Genomic DNA, 14802 nt, shown 5'->3' on the forward strand with positions numbered 1-14802 from the left:
GTGAATTCACTACCGCTATCGCAGGCAAGCCAGCTCCCACATTTGGATTGTATTTCAGGAGAATCAACGCACGCCTTCAGCCCTCAGTGCCGCCGGGGTGTAGTCCGCCGCCCTGGCATCGAAGCCGAACACAAAGCTGCTCTTCTCTTCGTTCTTCATGCCCAACGCGAGGTAGCGCCCGGCGATGATGTCGTACAGGGTTTCCACGGTGTAGGCCGGGGTCTGGTGGTTGTAGTAGAACTGCGCATGGCCTTCGGCAACCCGCCACAATTGGCCACGGCCATCGTAGTGATCCACCAGTGCCACCTGCCAGCTGTCTTCGTCGATGTACATGTGGCGCTTGGCGTAGATGTGCCGCTCGCTCGGCTTGACCGTGCCCACCACTTCCCACACGCGGTGCAGCTCATAGCGGGTCAGGTCCTGGTTGATATGGCCCGCCTTGATGATGTCGTCGTACTTGAGCGTCGGCTGGTCGAGTTTGTAGCTGTTGTAGGGGATGTACATCTCCTTCTTGCCCACCAGCTTCCAGTCGTAACGGTCCGGGGCGCCCGAGAACATGTCGAAGTTGTCGGAAGTGCGCAGCCCATCGGACGCGGTGCCCGGCCCGTCATAGGCCACTTGCGGTGCACGACGTACGCGACGCTGGCCGGCATTGTAGATCCACGCCAGGCGCGGCTCCTTCACCTGGTCGAGGGTTTCATGCACCAGCAGCACGTTACCCGCCAGGCGCGCCGGCGCGGTCACTGACTGCTTGAAGAAGGTCAGCACGTTGGCACCCTTGGCCGGGTCCATGTCGGGGATCAGTTGCGGCACCGCCACTTCTTCCTCGAAACGGATCGGCGTGTAGCTGCCGTTGGTCTGCGGCGTGGCCTGGGTGATGATGCGGCGCAGGTTGCCCCCGTGGTAGCGGGTGATGTGGTTCCACAGCACCTCCACGCCATTCTTGGGAATCGGGAAGGCGTAGTAGCGGTTGCCGGTGAAGTTTTCCAGGCCGTTGCCGTCGTTGATCGCCTTGACGTTCAGCGCGCTGCGCTTGATCGACTCATAGATGTCGGGCGGCAGGTTGACCGTGCGGTGGGTCGGGTAGACCGGGATCTTGTAGGTCTCGGGGTAGCGCTTGAACATCGCGACCTGGCCGTCGGAGAGTTTGTCCTTGTACTTGTCGACCGTGGCCGCGGTGATCACGAACAGCGGCTTTTCACTGGCAAACGGGTCGGCGAGGAAGCCTTTGCTGTCCACCGCGCCGGCGTTTTTCGGAATGCCGCCGGTCCAGGCCGGGATAGAACCATCGGCGTTGCCGGATTTTTCGGCGCCTACCGGGGTCAAGGTGGTGCCCAGCTTGGCCGCCTCGTCCGGCGACACAGCGGCCATTACGTTGGCTGCCAACAGGCTGAGGGCCATTACCGCAAATATCTTACGCATAGAGTCTTGTCCTTCTTTAAGCCAGATCAGAAGTTCACGCCGAAGCTGAGGGCGAGGAAGTCACGGTCGGTCAGGGTGTTGTAGTCACCGCCAAAAAAGTCGGTGTAGCTGAGGCTGGCGGTGTAGGTGTTGCGGTAGTCCGCGTCGACACCCGCGCTGATGGCCTTGGCGCCTTTGTTGAACAGGCCGTTGGGGCCGTAGCCGGCGACGTCGTGGGACCAGGACAGGTTGGGCTTGAGGTTGATCCCGGCGATCACGTTGTTGTAGTCCAGGATCGCCCGCGCACGGTAGCCCCAGGAGGTGGACGTCACGAAACCGTCGGTGTCGCCCTGGAAACCATAGGCGCCGTACACCGAGTCGCGGCCGTAGCGCAGCTTGGATTTATCCTCCAGGCCGCCGACGTGCACGATGGCCGCTTCGCCCACCAGGGTCAGGCGCTCGGCGCCCAGGACCTGGTCGAAGAACTGGGTCATGCTGCTTTGGATCTGGGTGATCTCCTTGCGGCGGTAGCCCTTATTGTCGGAGCCGAAGTTGCTGCGGATGGGTGAGGCCAACTGGCCGGCTACGGGATTGATCAGGGCCAGGGTCAGGTCGGTGGAATTGAGTTGCACCGGAGCATTGGGCCGATAGCTGATTTCCCCGCTCCACGCCGTGCCGGTGGGCAAGGTGGTGGAGAAACTGGCGCCGAACAGGCGGATGTCTTCCGGATAGTCGAGGTAATACTGGCCACGTCCAAGCATCAGGCTCTGGACCAGGCCGGCACCGGAGCCTGGCGCGATGGCGTTGGCGGTGCCGGAGATCGCGCCGAGTGTAGCCAGGCTGGTCGTGTTGGTGATGGTGCCCACGATGGGTGTACGGCTGTGGTAGTTCATGAAGTACAGGCCGTACTCGGTGTCATCCCCCAGCCAGCGCAAGGCGGTGCCGAACTGGCCGGAATCCCGCGCATCGCGGTCGCCGGCGCGACGTACAATCACGCCTTCACTGGTCGCGCCAAATCCTTGGCCGAACGCCGCCGCCACAGGTTGCAATGGCCTGATCGCCGGGTTCCCGACGGTGTAGTTATTGGTGCAGCCATCCGCCGCCACATCGCCGCCAAAGTAAGTGCCGCAGTTATCCAGCACCGTCTGGTCCCATTCCAACTGGTAGAACCCTTCGACGGTCAGCTGGTTGGTCAGGCCCTGGGAGGCGAACAGCATGTTCACCGGGATCAGGCCTTCCTTGATTTCGGCACCTGGGCGGCGAAACGCCGAGACGTCGATGGGGTTGATGCTGTTGATGGAGTTGCCGATGAAGGTACTTTCGCCCCAGCTCACCACCTGCTTGCCCGCACGCACGGTGCCCGGCAGGTCGCCCAGCGAGTAGTTGTGGTAGACGAAGGCGTCGAGGATCTGCGCTCCACTGGATTTGGCGCCTTCCTTGCGGTTGTGGTCGCTGATGGGCTTGAACTCGCGGTCTTCGTCCTTGAGTTCGAAGTCGTACCAGTACTTGCCGCGCACAAACACGCCGGTGTCGCCGTATTTCAGTTCAAGGTCGTGCAGGCCCTTGAAGATCTTGGAGAAGGTCTCGCCCTTCTTGAAATTCAAGCGCCCGTCATCACCGGTGGACGCTTGGCCGGTACCGCCATTGACGGTACCCACCAGTTTCTTGTCGGCATCACGCATGCCCCAACTGGAGCCTACCGACAGCGAGGAGTCGAATTGCCCTTCGATCTCGCCAATATTGAATGAAACAGCCTGTGCCTGGGCACAGCAACCCAATGCAACCGCAGCGGCCAGCGCCTGTGGCTTGAAGATGGCGCGCATTGTTGTTTTTGTCATGCGTCTTCCCCGGTGAGTGACAGAAGGCCCCACCCTACTGCCGCCCGTCAGGAGCGATAAGCGCACCAAGGAGGGATTCGTGTTGTCGCTCGAAAGGATTAGCGGGCGCTCTGGCCTGGGTCTGGGCGTGGGCATGCGCCGCATGGATTACGGGTTATCAGGAGAATGGATGGCGCGCGCTGCCACTGTTGCGGTTTGCGTAACAGTCATTGTCATGAACCGGCATTACTTATCTTGTTACAAGCCACTATGCTTAGCGGGCTTTCAGGGCCAACGGCCCACTTCCACCGCTGGAAGAAAAGCCAGACTTGAATGGATTGATGATTTTTTCAATTCGTTAACGGTGTTCACTGACGTTGATTTGTCGCTCCTTGATCCAACGTCTTACTTCGGCCGCTGCCTATGCAGCGGCCTTTTTTATGCCCGAAATAAAACGGGGCGCCAACAGCGCCCCGTAGGATTCAAGCTTTTTCAGCAATGATCACAGGCTGTATTTCTGCAAATTGGCCATCATCTCCTTCAACGCCTCGATGTTGTCCTTGGGATGGGCGGCCCCTTCGAAATCGCAGATCTGCTGCCAATGCGCCGCCACATCCTCGGGAGAGAACCCGGCTTCGGGGTCAAAGCCCACGCCCAGGCTGCGCTCCCAGCGGGTCTTGCCGATCCAGCCGCCGCCGACTTCAAACAGGCCTGAGGTTTCCTGGCACGCCTCGCTGCCCAGGTACACCACCAACGGGCTGACCAGCTCCGGCTTGAGGCGCTCGAACACTTGCGGCGGGATCAGGCCTTCGGTCATGCGCGTAGCGCCGGTGGGGGCGATCGCGTTGACCAGGATGTTGTTCTTGCGCCCTTCCAACGCCAGGGTGCGCGTCAGCCCATACAGGCCGAGCTTGGCCATGCCGTAGTTGGACTGGCCGAAATTGCCGTAGATGCCCGAGGTGGACGCGGTAAAGATCACCCGGCCGTAGCCTTGCTCACGCAGGTGGGGCCAGGCGGCGCGGGTGACTTTGTAGGCGCCTTCGACATGCACCCGGTAAACCAGGTCCCAATCGCTGTCGTCCATTTTGTGGAAGGTCTTGTCGCGCAGGATGCCGGCGTTGTTGACCACTACATCGATACGGCCGAAAGCGTCGAGGGCGTTCTGTACGATCTTGTCACCGTCGGTGACAGAATCATGGTTGGCCTCGGCAATGCCGCCAGCTTCACGAATTTCGGCCACGACCCGGTCAGCGGCCGAGGCACTGGCGCCTTCGCCCTGGGTGGAGCCGCCCAGATCGTTCACCAGCACCTTGGCGCCGTGCCTGGCGAACAGCAGCGCATGGGCCCGGCCCAATCCGCCGCCGGCCCCGGTGACGATCACGACCTTATCCTGGAACTGCACTGACTCACTCATTCCGAACTCCAATGGCGACAATGGGAATGGGTCGAGTGTCAGGCACCGGGGCGCGGGTCACAATAGATACGGCTGAGGCTGAATGGTGCTCGATAAGGCGCAGGGATGATGGCGCTGAGAGCTGGCTTGTGTGGGAGCCGGGCTTGCCCGCGATGGGATCGCCTCGGTGTGCCAGTGACAACGCGGTGATGCTATCGCAGGCAAGCCAGCTCCCACATAAATCTCTACATCTGGCGGGGATTTGTTTCAGGAATAGGCCGCGCGCGACACCGGGCAACTGATCCGCTCACGAAACGCCAGGTAATGCTTGAGCACCTGCACCGGCGCTTCGACCTGCGGGTAGTGGCCGATATTGGCCAGCAACACCGTGTCGGCGTGGGGCACCAACTGGTGGTAGCGCTCCACCATATGGGCGCCAGAGATCGGGTCGACCTGGCCGTCGATCACGCGCAACGGCACTTCGCCTTGTTGCATCGCCGCGACCCAGCGCTCACGCAGTCGCTGCCGTTGGGGAAGGTAGCCGATGAGTTTGTGCAGGATGCGCGTACCTTCGTGACACTCGATCAGACTCCAGAAATCATCCAGGGCGCTTTCACTGGGGCGGGTATTGGGGCCGAATATCTGGTTGAAGCTGTTCGCCAAGGCATTGCGCCCGAAGGCGCGGCCGACCATCCACCCCAGGGGGCTGAGCAAGAGCTTTTGCACCAGCGCTGGCCGATGGGTCTCAGGAAACAGCCCACCGTTGAGAAACACACAGCTGGCCATGTGAAAGCGACCTTCGTAGTGCCGAGCCAGCAATTCCTGGGCAACGCTGTCACCGTAGTCGTGGGCCAGCACGTGCACCGGCTGCTCAACACGCAAGTGCGCCAGCAGCGCCTGCTGCAAATCCGCTTGTTCCAGCAGGCAGTAGCCATGGTCCAATGGCTTGGCCGAATCGCCAAAACCGAGCATGTCGCAGGCAATCACCAGGTTGCGCTGGGCCAGGGGCTGCCACAGGTAATGCCAGTCCCAACTGGCGGTGGGGAAGCCATGGATCAGCAGCAACGGCTCACCCTGCCCCGCTACCCAATAACGGATGGTGCGGCCGTGGAAGTCGAATGTCTGGCTGCGTTTGCGCCAGACGCTGAGCGGGATCTCGGCGAGTGGCATCAGTGTCTATACCCTGGGTCCCGACTGTCCAACGTGCGCAGCAGCGCCGGCCAGGCCAGCGCTCCCCCCATGCCTTGCGCGCTCTTGGTGACCGCCGCCACCATCGCCTTGGCGCCCGCGAGTATCTGCGGCCCGATGGGTATCAATTGCGCGCCGCCGTTTTGTGCCAGGACCTGGATATCGCAGGCGCGCTGGAAGGTAAACATCATCAGGAAGGTGTCGGCGATGGTGCTGCCGCAGGTCAGCAGGCCATGGTTATGCAGCATCAGGAAATTGTTCTGACCTAGATCGGCCTGCAAGCGCACCTTCTCTTCAGGGTTCAACGCCACCCCTTCGTAGGCGTGATAGGCCAGGCTCGACAACACGAATATCGATTGCTGGCTGATCGGCAACACGCCTTGCTTCTGCGCCGCCACCGCGACACCGGCGGCGGTGTGGGTATGCAACACGCAGGTCACATCGTGACGCACTTCGTGGATGGCGCTGTGAATGGTGTAGCCCGCCGGGTTGATCTCGTAGGGGCTGTCCATCAGCTTGTTGCCCGCCTGGTCGACCTTGACCAGGCTCGACGCGGTGATCTCGTGGAACATCAGCCCATAAGGGTTGATCAGGAAGTCATCGGTGCCCGGCACCTTGGCCGAGATGTGGGTGAAGATCAGGTCGTCCCAACCGTGCATCGCCACCAGGCGATAACAGGCTGCCAGGTCGACGCGGGCTTGCCACTCGGCAGCGCTGACCTGATCTTTGACATGCAGTGATGCAACGGGGGCTAGGCTCACGTTAACGACCTCCTTGGCGCACTTTCTTATTATTTTTTGAGTGAGGGGCCAGTCTAGTCAGACCTCAACGCCGCCGTAGTTGCCTTGGCAGCCAGCTTGATGACCCTGCGAGTCAGCGTTGAGAATAGTCCAAATTCGTGCAAGTGACGCCAGAGAAGTGCCGTCAACAAAGCCACGCAATAGCGTTGCTGCGGGCGTTTGCGGTCAACCGCGCAGCGCAATGATCAGTTCGGCCAGCCACGGTTCGGCGTCCGTTTCCGGGGTGACGCTTTCGCTGGCGTCCAGGCGCAGCATCGGCAGCACTTCGCGCACGCCCAGTTCACCGAACAGCTCGCGCAGTTGCTCGCCACCGGCGCAGAACGTATCGCCATAGCTGGCGTCGCCCAGGCCGATTACCGCACCGGGCAGGCCGCGCCAAGCGGCGGGCAGTTGGTCGCGGATACTCGAATACAGGGGTTGCAGGTTATCGGGCAACTCGCCCATGCCGGTGGTGGACGTGACCGCCAGAAAGGCGTCCGGTGCAAATGCCTGCACATCCGCCAGGCTGGCTCGCGGGTTGTGCCAGGCCTCGAAACCGGCGGCATTGAGGAGATCGGCGGCGTGGCGGGCCACTTCTTCAGCAGTGCCGTAGACCGAGCCGGAAAGGATGGCGACTTTCATCAATCTGATCCTGTAGTTGAGCGAAAGCCTGGGATATTAGCAGCTGACGCAAATTTTTCAGCGCACCCCGTGCAACATTCAGGCGTTGCCATAAACTCCTTACTCCACAACAAGCCATGGACCGCTCAATGATTAACGCCAAGCTGATGCAACTGGTGATCAACGCCTCTAACGACGGCATCGTCGTCGCCGAACGGGAAGGCCTGGACAAGCCGCTGATCTACGTCAACCCGGCATTCGAACGCATGACCGGCTACACGCTGGATGAAATCCTCTATCAGGATTGCCGCTTCCTGCAGTCGGGCGACCGCGATCAGCCGGCCCTGATGGCGATTCGGGAGGCGTTGGAAAGTGGCGGGGCCTGCCGCGAAATCCTGCGCAATTACCGCAAGGACGGCAGCCATTTCTGGAATGAACTGTCACTTTCAACAGTTTATAACGAGGCCGACAGGCAGACCTATTTCGTCGGTGTGCAGAAGGACGTCACCTTGCAGGTCAAAGCCCAGCAGCGCGTCACCCAGTTGGAAGCTGAATTGGCCCAGGTGAAAGCCGAGCTGGCGTCGCTCAAAACGACGAGCGGATCTAACAAAATTTAGAAAAAGGAGTCAGTAAAGGGGATAATGGCACTTTAACACTCCACCTATTGAGCAATGGCGATGCAACGCGACGCGCTTCTGACCCAGGATGAGCTGGAGTTCATTCAGAACATGCAGCACAACCCGCAACTCAACGTGCGGGATGCATCGTCGAGCCTGACGGTCAACGGTGGCGCGCAGATCCGCGACTTGCTCACCCGCCTGGCCGCTCATGACCATGTCACCATCCAGGCCCAGTTCGACAACCAGCAACTGACGTTTCCACTGCAGCTGGTGGAGGATGAGTTTCATGCGGTCCACCTGCGCCTGGGCGTGCCGAGTATTTTCGAGGATGGGCCGATGATCCGGCCGTGGCGCCTGGTGCTTGAAACACCGGTGGCCCTGGAGAATATCAAGGGCAACCCAGGCGCGTTGTGGGTGCGCGAAGTGTCATTCAAGGGGGTGCTGATAGAAATTCGTGGCCGGATCAAACCGCCCAAGACCTTTTCGCTGTGGTTCAGCCCTTCGGGCTATGAACGCATTGCGCTGCGCGGATCGTTCGAACGGGAAACCGCGCGTGGGCTGTTCGCCTACCGACTGAGCCAAGGCAGCGCCGATGAAACCGAGCGCCTGCGCCAGTTCATCCTGCACCAGCACCGCCTGGTTCACCCAGAAGTCCATGCTTGATATCAGGTGTCGAGGCTACCGCTCAGGAAGAGCTGCAAGCGTCGTTGCATCAATTGCCCCTCATTACCCAGGCAGCCGATTGACGAGCCTGCCAGGCTTTCCTGCGCCAGGTCCGCTGCATCGCCGGCCAGCAACAACGGGCAATTCAACGTCAGCGCCAGGCGCTTGAGCCGCTGCGGCAGATCACTGCTGGGGGCACGATTGGAAAACAGCACCAGGGCTTGCGGCTTGGTCTTTTCACAGACCAGGGTCAACTCATCGAACGGCTGGCCGACGCCCAGTAGTTTTACCGCAAGTTTGTCCGCCGCCATCAACAGGCCCGCGACCAACAACTCCAGCTCGCGGCATTCCCCGGCAATCGCCGCCACCAGCACGCGCGGCCCCGGCACGGCGGCGGCGGCCTGGAGGCGTTGCGCGGCACGCGAGCGCAGGAAGCTGTCGAAGAACAGCCATTCGCTGGCCTGGCCGAAACGCCCCTGGTGACGCAACAACTCCTGCCAGAGCGGCATGAGGATGTCTTGAAACACGATGGGCAGCGGATAATCGCAACAGAGCTGGCCGTAGAGCAGGTCCAACTGGCGGTCGTCGAACGCGCTGATGGCCATGCGCAGCTGGCGTTGCCACTGGCGCCATTGCAGCGCAGCCTCGGAAACCGCGCCAGGTTCGCCGAACCGCTCGCCTCGCGCGAGGATCCTGGCGACTTTACTCACCGCCACGCCACGTTCGATCCAGTCGAGAATCCGGTGCACCGTGTCGATGTCGTTGCGCGAATATAACCGGTGCCCGCTTTCGGTGCGGGTGGGCTGGATAAGGCCGTAGCGCCGCTCCCAGGCACGCAAGGTCACCGGGTTGACGCCGGTCAGCCGAGCGACTTCACGAATCGGGAAAAGGTCAGCGCAAGCGGGTGCGTTCACTGGGGATGTTTCGCGCTGGGGAGCAATAATTTCGGGCATTAGAGGTCAAGAACATCCGTGTCGATGTGGGGCCTATTTAACGCTTATTCGGCGGGCCGATTCAAGTTGCACGATGGGCCGACCAAAGTATCTGGCGTATTTCGCTGAAACAGGAATAATCCTTGCCTGTTATTTCAGCAAAGCTGCAGCACCCCGCAGCTTCGTTTGTGCGCCGCCTACCCGGCCCAGCGCACCCGTCTATCCGGAGATACACAATGTCTACCTCTCCCGTCACCCTGATGGTTGTGCGCCGCGTGGCCAAGGGTCGCTACGAAGAACTGATGGCCTGGCTGCGTGAAGGCGAGCAATTGGCCACCGACTTTCCCGGTTACCTGGGCTCAGGCGTGCTTGCACCGCCGCCCCATGATGATGAATTCCAGATTATCTTCCGCTTTGCCGATGAAAAAACCCTGCATGCCTGGGAGTTTTCCGCATCGCGCAGTGCCTGGCTGGGCCGTGGCAGCGAATTGTTTGCCGACCCGTCCGAGCACCGCGTACGCGGCATCGACGGCTGGTTCGGCGCGGCAGGCGCGCGGCCACCACGCTGGAAGCAGGCTGTGGCGATCTGGCTGGCGTTTTTCCCGGTATCGCTGCTGTTCAACTTTGTGCTGGGCCCGCTGCTCAATGAACTGGCGCTGCTGCCCCGTGTGCTGGTCAGCACCCTGGCGCTGACGCCCTTGATGGTTTACCTGTTTATTCCGTTGTCCACGCACCTGTTGGCGAACTGGCTGCACCCAACCCCTGCGCGCAAGGTGCGTGAAGCCGCGGCTTGAGCACAGGGGCGACGCGCGCTGGTATAGTTTCACCCTGCCAGCGACCCGAGCCTCCCAATGACTGCAACGAACGCCCCGATCCTGATCACCGGTGCCGGCCAGCGTGTTGGCCTGCATTGCGCCCAACGCCTGCTGGACGAGGGCCACCCGGTGATTTTCAGCTACCGCAGCGAGCGGCCCGGCGTGCACGCGTTGCGCGAGCGCGGTGCGATCGGCATTTTTGCGGATTTCAGCGATGAAGCCGGGATCCTGGCGTTTATCGCTGAACTGAACACCCATACCCAAAGCCTGCGGGCGATCATTCACAACGCCTCGGCCTGGGTCGCTGAAACGCCTGGCGACGAAAGCCGTGCCTTCGTCGACATGTTCAGCGTGCACATGCTTGCGCCGTACCTCATCAACCTGCATTGTTCACCCTTGCTGCAACGCTCGGCACCGGCCGACATCGTGCACATCAGCGACGACGTCGTGCGCAAGGGCAGCCGTCAACACATCGCGTACTGCGCGACCAAGGCCGGCCTCGACAGCTTGACGCTGTCGTTTGCCGCGCAGTTCGCACCCTCGATCAAGGTCAACGGCATCGCCCCGGCGATGGTGATGTTCAACCAGGGCGATGACGACGCCTACCGCGCCAAGGTGCTGGCCAAGTCGGCCCTGGGCATCGAGCCCGGCCCCGAGGTGATCTACCAGAGCGTGCGTTACCTGCTGGACAACCCCTATGTCACCGGTACCACCCTGACCGTCAACGGCGGGCGGCATATCAAGTAGCCGTTTTTGAGGATGTTGTATGACTTTGTCCCTGCCCCAACACTACCGCGAGATCCTCAAAGGCCTGGGTGAAGACCCGGAGCGCGAAGGCTTGCTCGACACGCCCAAGCGCGCTGCCAAGGCCATGCAATACCTGTGTCATGGCTACGAACAGAACCTGGAAGAAATCGTCAACGGCGCGCTGTTCGCATCTGACAATGACGAGATGGTGATCCTCAAGGACATCGAGCTCTATTCATTGTGCGAACACCACCTGCTGCCCTTTATCGGCAAGGCCCATGTGGCCTATATTCCGACCGGCAAGGTGCTGGGCCTGTCGAAACTGGCGCGCATCGTCGACATGTTCGCCCGGCGTCTGCAGATCCAGGAAAACCTCACGCGGCAAATCGCCGACGCCATCCAGGACGTGACCCAGGCCGCCGGCGTGGCCGTGGTGATCGAGGCCAGGCACATGTGCATGATGATGCGCGGCGTGGAAAAACAGAATTCAACCATGAACACCTCCGTGATGCTCGGCGCGTTCCGCGAGTCGACCACCACGCGCATGGAGTTCCTGCAACTGATCGGACGGAGCAAGTAGCAATGCCACAACTTCAACCAGGCATGGCACGCATCCGGGTCAAGGACCTGTGCCTGCGCACCTATATCGGCATCAATGAGGACGAAATCCTCAACAAGCAGGATGTGCTGATCAACCTGACCATCCTGTATGCCGCCCAGGAAGCCGTGCGCGACAACGACATCGACCACGCGCTGAACTACCGCACCATCACCAAGGCGATCATCGCCCATGTCGAAGGCAACCGCTTTGCCCTGCTGGAGCGCCTGACCCAGGAAGTGCTGGACCTGGTGATGGGCAATGACTCGGTGCTGTACGCCGAGGTCGAAGTGGACAAGCCCCATGCGCTGCGCTTTGCCGAATCGGTGTCGATTACCCTGGCGGCCAGCCGCTAACCCTGAACCTGCAGTGAGCCTTATGAACGATCAACAACGCCTCGAACTCGAAGCCGCCGCTTTCCGCCGGCTGGTGGCCCATCTGGACAGCCGCAAGGATGTGCAGAACATCGACCTCATGAACCTCTCGGGTTTCTGCCGCAACTGCTTGTCCAAGTGGTACAAGGCCGAAGCCGATGAGCGCCAGATCGAGCTGAGCCTGGATGACGCCCGCGAAGTGGTGTACGGCATGCCCTACGCCGAATGGAAAGCCCAGTACCAGAAAGAAGCCAGCGCCGACCAGCAGGCCGCGTTTGCCAAAGGAAAAACCCATGACTGATTTGAACACCCTGCGCGCCAGCCTCGACAGCGGCGAACATGTTTTTGCCGATACCCTGGCCTTTGTTGCTGCCGGTTACGACTATCAGCCGCAAGCCTTTACCAATGGCGATGTGGAAAACGCTGCCGGACAGAACGAAGGTTCATGCAAGACCTTGGGTCTGGCGTTGCTGGAAGGGTTGAGCGATCAGCAAGCGCTGCTGGCGTTTGGTGAGCATTACCGTTCGGTGGTGGCCACGCCTGAGGGCAGTGACCATGGCAATATCCGGGCGTTGATTGCCCATGGTTTGGCGGGTGTGAAATTTACTGCGCCACCCCTGACCCGCCGCTGATTCAATTTGAAAACCCGGTCAGTGTGGGAGCCGGGCTTGCCCGCGATGGCGGTGTGACTGATACACCGCCATCGCAGGCAAGCCAGCTCCCACAGTGATTGGGTTAGCACTTCAAGATGGCGGCGCTGTTTAAATCCCGCGCATAAAAAAACCGGCCTCGCAGCCGGTTTTTTTGGTTCAACAGGTTCAGAACGTAGCGTTCTGCAGGCCGTCGAGGTAACGCTCGGCATCCAGTGCCGCCATGCAACCGGCGCCGGCCGAGGTGATGGCCTGGCGGTACACGTGGTCGGCCACGTCACCGGCGGCGAAGATACCTTCGATGTTGGTCGCAGTGGCGTTGCCTTCACGGCCGCCCTGCACTACCAGGTAACCGTCTTTGGCTTCCAGTACGCCTTCGAACAGCGAGGTGTTCGGAGTGTGGCCGATGGCGATGAACACGCCGTCGACTGTCAGCTCGTCGAAGCTGCCGTCGTTGTTTTTCAGGCGCGCACCGGTCACGCCCATGTTGTCGCCCAGGACTTCGTCGAGGGTGGCGTTGAGCTTGAGGATGATCTTGCCTTCAGCGACACGAGCGTGCAGCTTGTCGATCAGGATCTTCTCGGCGCGGAAGGTCTCGCGGCGGTGAACCAGGGTCACGGTGCTGGCGATGTTGGCCAGGTACAGCGCTTCTTCCACTGCGGTGTTGCCGCCGCCAACCACGGCGACCGGCTTGTTGCGGTAGAAGAAACCGTCGCAGGTCGCGCAGGCCGAAACGCCTTTGCCCATGAACGCCTCTTCCGATGGCAGGCCCAGGTAACGGGCGCTAGCGCCGGTGGCGATGATCAGCGCGTCACAGGTGTACACGCCGCTGTCGCCGGTCAGGCTGTAAGGCTTTTTGGAAAAGTCGACCTGGTTGATGTGATCAAACACGATCTCGGTTTCAAAGCGCTCGGCGTGTTCTTTCATGCGTTCCATCAGCACCGGACCGGTCAGGCCGTGGACGTCGCCCGGCCAGTTGTCGACTTCAGTGGTGGTGGTCAACTGACCGCCCGCCTGCATGCCGGTGATCAGCAGCGGCTTGAGGTTGGCCCGGGCAGCGTAGACGGCAGCGCTGTAACCGGCAGGGCCGGAACCGAGAATAATCACTCGCGAATGACGGGTAGCAGACATGACTCACTCCTATCGACCGCCCGGACTACAAGGCGGCTGGAATAAAAAAGGGACCACGAAGCACTTGGGGAAGGCTTGAACTCGCGGGCCCTGAAAATAATGGATGCAGCGTATCGAGGGGGGCAAGATTAAGGAAATACGCAATAACAATCCAGCTCATAGGCGGTCTCTATGCAGTCGAGCCGGTTGATCGACACGTTTGTTTCTGCTGATGTCGCCGCTTTCGCCCAAGAGGTAAAGCCGGTAAGGTCGGCGCGTTCGTCCCTTGCTCGGAGTTCTCCATGCCCGCCCCTGTTCTTTCCGGCCCGCAATACCTGCGTGAAGGCCTCAAACTGGTGTTGAGCCCTGGCTTGCGCCTGTTTGTACTGCTGCCGCTGGCGATCAACCTGGTGCTGTTCGTCGGCTTGATCTATTTCGCCGGTCATCAGTTCAGCCTATGGGTCGACCACCTGATGCCGACGCTGCCGAACTGGCTGAGCTTCCTGAATTACCTGATCTGGCCGCTGTTTGTGGTGCTGGTGGTATTGATGGTGTTTTTCACCTTCACCATGCTGGCCAACATCATCGCGGCGCCGTTCAATGGCTTTCTCTCGGAGAAAGTCGAAGTGGTGGTGCGCGGCACCGATGATTTCCCGGCCTTCAGCTGGGGCGAGCTGATCGCCATGGTGCCGCGCACCCTGGCGCGGGAAATGCGCAAGCTGGGCTACTTCCTGCCGCGGGCCATCGGCTTGTTTATCCTCTCGTTCATTCCCGTGGTCAACCTGATCGCCGCGCCGTTGTGGCTGTTGTTTGGCGTGTGGATGATGGCGATCCAATACATCGACTACCCGGCCGACAACCACAAGCTGGGCTGGAACGAAATGCTCGCCTGGCTGCGCCAGAAACGCTGGCAGAGCATGAGCTTCGGCGGCATCGTTTACCTGGTGTTGCTGGTGCCGGTGGTCAACCTGCTGATGATGCCGGCGGCGGTGGCCGGCGCGACGTTGTTCTGGGTGCGCGAACAAGGGGCCGAGGCGATGGCGCAGCAGCAAAAAGTGACCCAGTCATAAATCCATCATGCCGTTGACACAATG

Annotated in this window: 18 protein-coding genes; 10 read left to right on the top strand and 8 right to left on the bottom strand. The window is 60.8% G+C overall.

Translation table 11 applies throughout. The features are described 5' to 3' along the window. Positions 1-63: 63 nt before the first annotated feature. Entirely contained in the window at positions 64-1422 is a 1359-nt protein-coding gene (locus tag BLL36_RS02795) for a DUF1329 domain-containing protein (RefSeq protein WP_076949929.1), read from the bottom strand. Positions 1423-1448: 26 nt separating this feature from the next. After that, the gene (locus BLL36_RS02800) at positions 1449-3239 is read right to left on the bottom strand and encodes a DUF1302 domain-containing protein (protein ID WP_076949930.1); all 1791 of its coding nucleotides are present in this window, start codon (positions 3237-3239) and stop codon (positions 1449-1451) included. Positions 3240-3318: 79 nt separating this feature from the next. Between BLL36_RS02800 and BLL36_RS30285 the strand changes: the two genes are divergently transcribed. Beyond that, a complete protein-coding gene (locus BLL36_RS30285; protein ID WP_130925951.1) occupies positions 3319-3720 on the top strand; it encodes a hypothetical protein in 402 nt (133 codons plus the stop codon). Here BLL36_RS30285 and BLL36_RS02805 read toward each other — a convergent pair whose 3' ends face one another. The 4 genes from BLL36_RS02805 to BLL36_RS02820 all read right to left on the bottom strand — a co-directional run bounded on the left by BLL36_RS02805 (position 3721) and on the right by BLL36_RS02820 (position 7220). Further along, complete coding sequence (locus BLL36_RS02805) at positions 3721-4632, bottom strand: SDR family oxidoreductase (RefSeq protein ID WP_076949931.1); 912 nt, start codon at positions 4630-4632, stop codon at positions 3721-3723. It abuts the gene before it with no gap. Positions 4633-4878: 246 nt separating this feature from the next. Beyond that, the gene (locus BLL36_RS02810; protein WP_076949932.1) at positions 4879-5781 is read right to left on the bottom strand and encodes an alpha/beta fold hydrolase; all 903 of its coding nucleotides are present in this window, start codon (positions 5779-5781) and stop codon (positions 4879-4881) included. After that, on the bottom strand, positions 5781-6560 hold the full coding sequence (locus tag BLL36_RS02815) for a class II aldolase/adducin family protein (RefSeq protein ID WP_076949933.1): 780 nt from the start codon (positions 6558-6560) through the stop codon (positions 5781-5783). The genes BLL36_RS02810 and BLL36_RS02815 overlap by 1 nt, the downstream gene beginning before the upstream one ends. Before the next feature lie 204 nt (positions 6561-6764). After that, positions 6765-7220: a flavodoxin gene (locus BLL36_RS02820; protein ID WP_076949934.1), complete on the bottom strand. Its 456-nt coding sequence runs from the start codon at positions 7218-7220 to the stop codon at positions 6765-6767. 128 nt (positions 7221-7348) lie between these two features. Between BLL36_RS02820 and BLL36_RS02825 the strand changes: the two genes are divergently transcribed. Then, positions 7349-7816, top strand: a complete 468-nt coding sequence (locus BLL36_RS02825; protein WP_076949935.1) for a PAS domain-containing protein — start codon at positions 7349-7351, stop codon at positions 7814-7816. Positions 7817-7876: 60 nt separating this feature from the next. Continuing rightward, the gene (locus BLL36_RS02830; protein WP_076949936.1) at positions 7877-8482 is read left to right on the top strand and encodes a hypothetical protein; all 606 of its coding nucleotides are present in this window, start codon (positions 7877-7879) and stop codon (positions 8480-8482) included. 2 nt (positions 8483-8484) lie between these two features. Here the strand turns inward: BLL36_RS02830 and BLL36_RS02835 are convergent, their stop codons facing one another. After that, entirely contained in the window at positions 8485-9435 is a 951-nt protein-coding gene (locus tag BLL36_RS02835; protein ID WP_076949937.1) for a MerR family transcriptional regulator, read from the bottom strand. 215 nt (positions 9436-9650) lie between these two features. Here BLL36_RS02835 and BLL36_RS02840 point away from each other — a divergent pair, with 215 nt between their 5' ends. Genes BLL36_RS02840 through BLL36_RS02865 form a run of 6 tightly spaced genes read left to right on the top strand, consistent with a single transcriptional unit; the run spans position 9651 to position 12580 of the window. Beyond that, positions 9651-10208, top strand: coding sequence for an antibiotic biosynthesis monooxygenase (locus BLL36_RS02840; RefSeq protein ID WP_076949938.1), 558 nt, complete (start codon positions 9651-9653; stop codon positions 10206-10208). 57 nt (positions 10209-10265) lie between these two features. Continuing rightward, positions 10266-10976, top strand: coding sequence for a dihydromonapterin reductase (gene folM / locus BLL36_RS02845; RefSeq protein ID WP_076949939.1), 711 nt, complete (start codon positions 10266-10268; stop codon positions 10974-10976). Between the two features lie 19 nt (positions 10977-10995). Further along, positions 10996-11556 carry a GTP cyclohydrolase I FolE gene (gene folE, locus BLL36_RS02850; protein WP_076949940.1) on the top strand — a complete coding sequence of 187 codons (561 nt, stop codon included), beginning with the start codon at positions 10996-10998 and terminating at the stop codon, positions 11554-11556. Between the two features lie 2 nt (positions 11557-11558). Further along, positions 11559-11930, top strand: coding sequence for a dihydroneopterin triphosphate 2'-epimerase (gene folX / locus BLL36_RS02855; protein WP_076949941.1), 372 nt, complete (start codon positions 11559-11561; stop codon positions 11928-11930). Between the two features lie 22 nt (positions 11931-11952). Then, positions 11953-12249, top strand: a complete 297-nt coding sequence (locus BLL36_RS02860) for a DUF1244 domain-containing protein (protein WP_010206472.1) — start codon at positions 11953-11955, stop codon at positions 12247-12249. Continuing rightward, positions 12242-12580 (top strand): HopJ type III effector protein, encoded by a 339-nt coding sequence (locus tag BLL36_RS02865; RefSeq protein WP_076949942.1) that lies wholly within the window; start codon positions 12242-12244, stop codon positions 12578-12580. Before BLL36_RS02860 ends, BLL36_RS02865 begins: the two co-directional genes overlap by 8 nt. Positions 12581-12766: 186 nt before the next feature. On the opposite strand, the gene trxB is transcribed toward BLL36_RS02865, so the two are convergent. Continuing rightward, positions 12767-13729, bottom strand: coding sequence for a thioredoxin-disulfide reductase (trxB, locus tag BLL36_RS02870; RefSeq protein WP_076949943.1), 963 nt, complete (start codon positions 13727-13729; stop codon positions 12767-12769). 281 nt (positions 13730-14010) lie between these two features. Between trxB and cysZ the strand changes: the two genes are divergently transcribed. Beyond that, on the top strand, positions 14011-14778 hold the full coding sequence (gene cysZ, locus BLL36_RS02875) for a sulfate transporter CysZ (RefSeq protein WP_076949944.1): 768 nt from the start codon (positions 14011-14013) through the stop codon (positions 14776-14778). Positions 14779-14802: the final 24 nt, after the last annotated feature.

This window comes from Pseudomonas cedrina subsp. cedrina, from assembly GCF_001983175.1.
Lineage (GTDB): Bacteria > Pseudomonadota > Gammaproteobacteria > Pseudomonadales > Pseudomonadaceae > Aquipseudomonas > Aquipseudomonas cedrina.

What these genes read in the sequence shown, in the direction of transcription:
- BLL36_RS02825 (WP_076949935.1), top strand. Translation starts at nt 7,349, where the DNA reads ATGATTAACGCCAAGCTGATGCAACTGGTGATCAACGCCTCTAACGAC.
- folM (WP_076949939.1), top strand. Translation starts at nt 10,266, where the DNA reads ATGACTGCAACGAACGCCCCGATCCTGATCACCGGTGCCGGCCAGCGT.
- BLL36_RS02800 (WP_076949930.1), bottom strand. Translation starts at nt 3,239, where the DNA reads ATGACAAAAACAACAATGCGCGCCATCTTCAAGCCACAGGCGCTGGCC.
- BLL36_RS02810 (WP_076949932.1), bottom strand. Translation starts at nt 5,781, where the DNA reads ATGCCACTCGCCGAGATCCCGCTCAGCGTCTGGCGCAAACGCAGCCAG.
- BLL36_RS02795 (WP_076949929.1), bottom strand. Translation starts at nt 1,422, where the DNA reads ATGCGTAAGATATTTGCGGTAATGGCCCTCAGCCTGTTGGCAGCCAAC.
- BLL36_RS02865 (WP_076949942.1), top strand. Translation starts at nt 12,242, where the DNA reads ATGACTGATTTGAACACCCTGCGCGCCAGCCTCGACAGCGGCGAACAT.
- trxB (WP_076949943.1), bottom strand. Translation starts at nt 13,729, where the DNA reads ATGTCTGCTACCCGTCATTCGCGAGTGATTATTCTCGGTTCCGGCCCT.
- BLL36_RS02835 (WP_076949937.1), bottom strand. Translation starts at nt 9,435, where the DNA reads ATGCCCGAAATTATTGCTCCCCAGCGCGAAACATCCCCAGTGAACGCA.
- cysZ (WP_076949944.1), top strand. Translation starts at nt 14,011, where the DNA reads ATGCCCGCCCCTGTTCTTTCCGGCCCGCAATACCTGCGTGAAGGCCTC.
- BLL36_RS02840 (WP_076949938.1), top strand. Translation starts at nt 9,651, where the DNA reads ATGTCTACCTCTCCCGTCACCCTGATGGTTGTGCGCCGCGTGGCCAAG.
- folE (WP_076949940.1), top strand. Translation starts at nt 10,996, where the DNA reads ATGACTTTGTCCCTGCCCCAACACTACCGCGAGATCCTCAAAGGCCTG.
- BLL36_RS02805 (WP_076949931.1), bottom strand. Translation starts at nt 4,632, where the DNA reads ATGAGTGAGTCAGTGCAGTTCCAGGATAAGGTCGTGATCGTCACCGGG.
- BLL36_RS02820 (WP_076949934.1), bottom strand. Translation starts at nt 7,220, where the DNA reads ATGAAAGTCGCCATCCTTTCCGGCTCGGTCTACGGCACTGCTGAAGAA.
- BLL36_RS02830 (WP_076949936.1), top strand. Translation starts at nt 7,877, where the DNA reads ATGCAACGCGACGCGCTTCTGACCCAGGATGAGCTGGAGTTCATTCAG.
- BLL36_RS02860 (WP_010206472.1), top strand. Translation starts at nt 11,953, where the DNA reads ATGAACGATCAACAACGCCTCGAACTCGAAGCCGCCGCTTTCCGCCGG.
- folX (WP_076949941.1), top strand. Translation starts at nt 11,559, where the DNA reads ATGCCACAACTTCAACCAGGCATGGCACGCATCCGGGTCAAGGACCTG.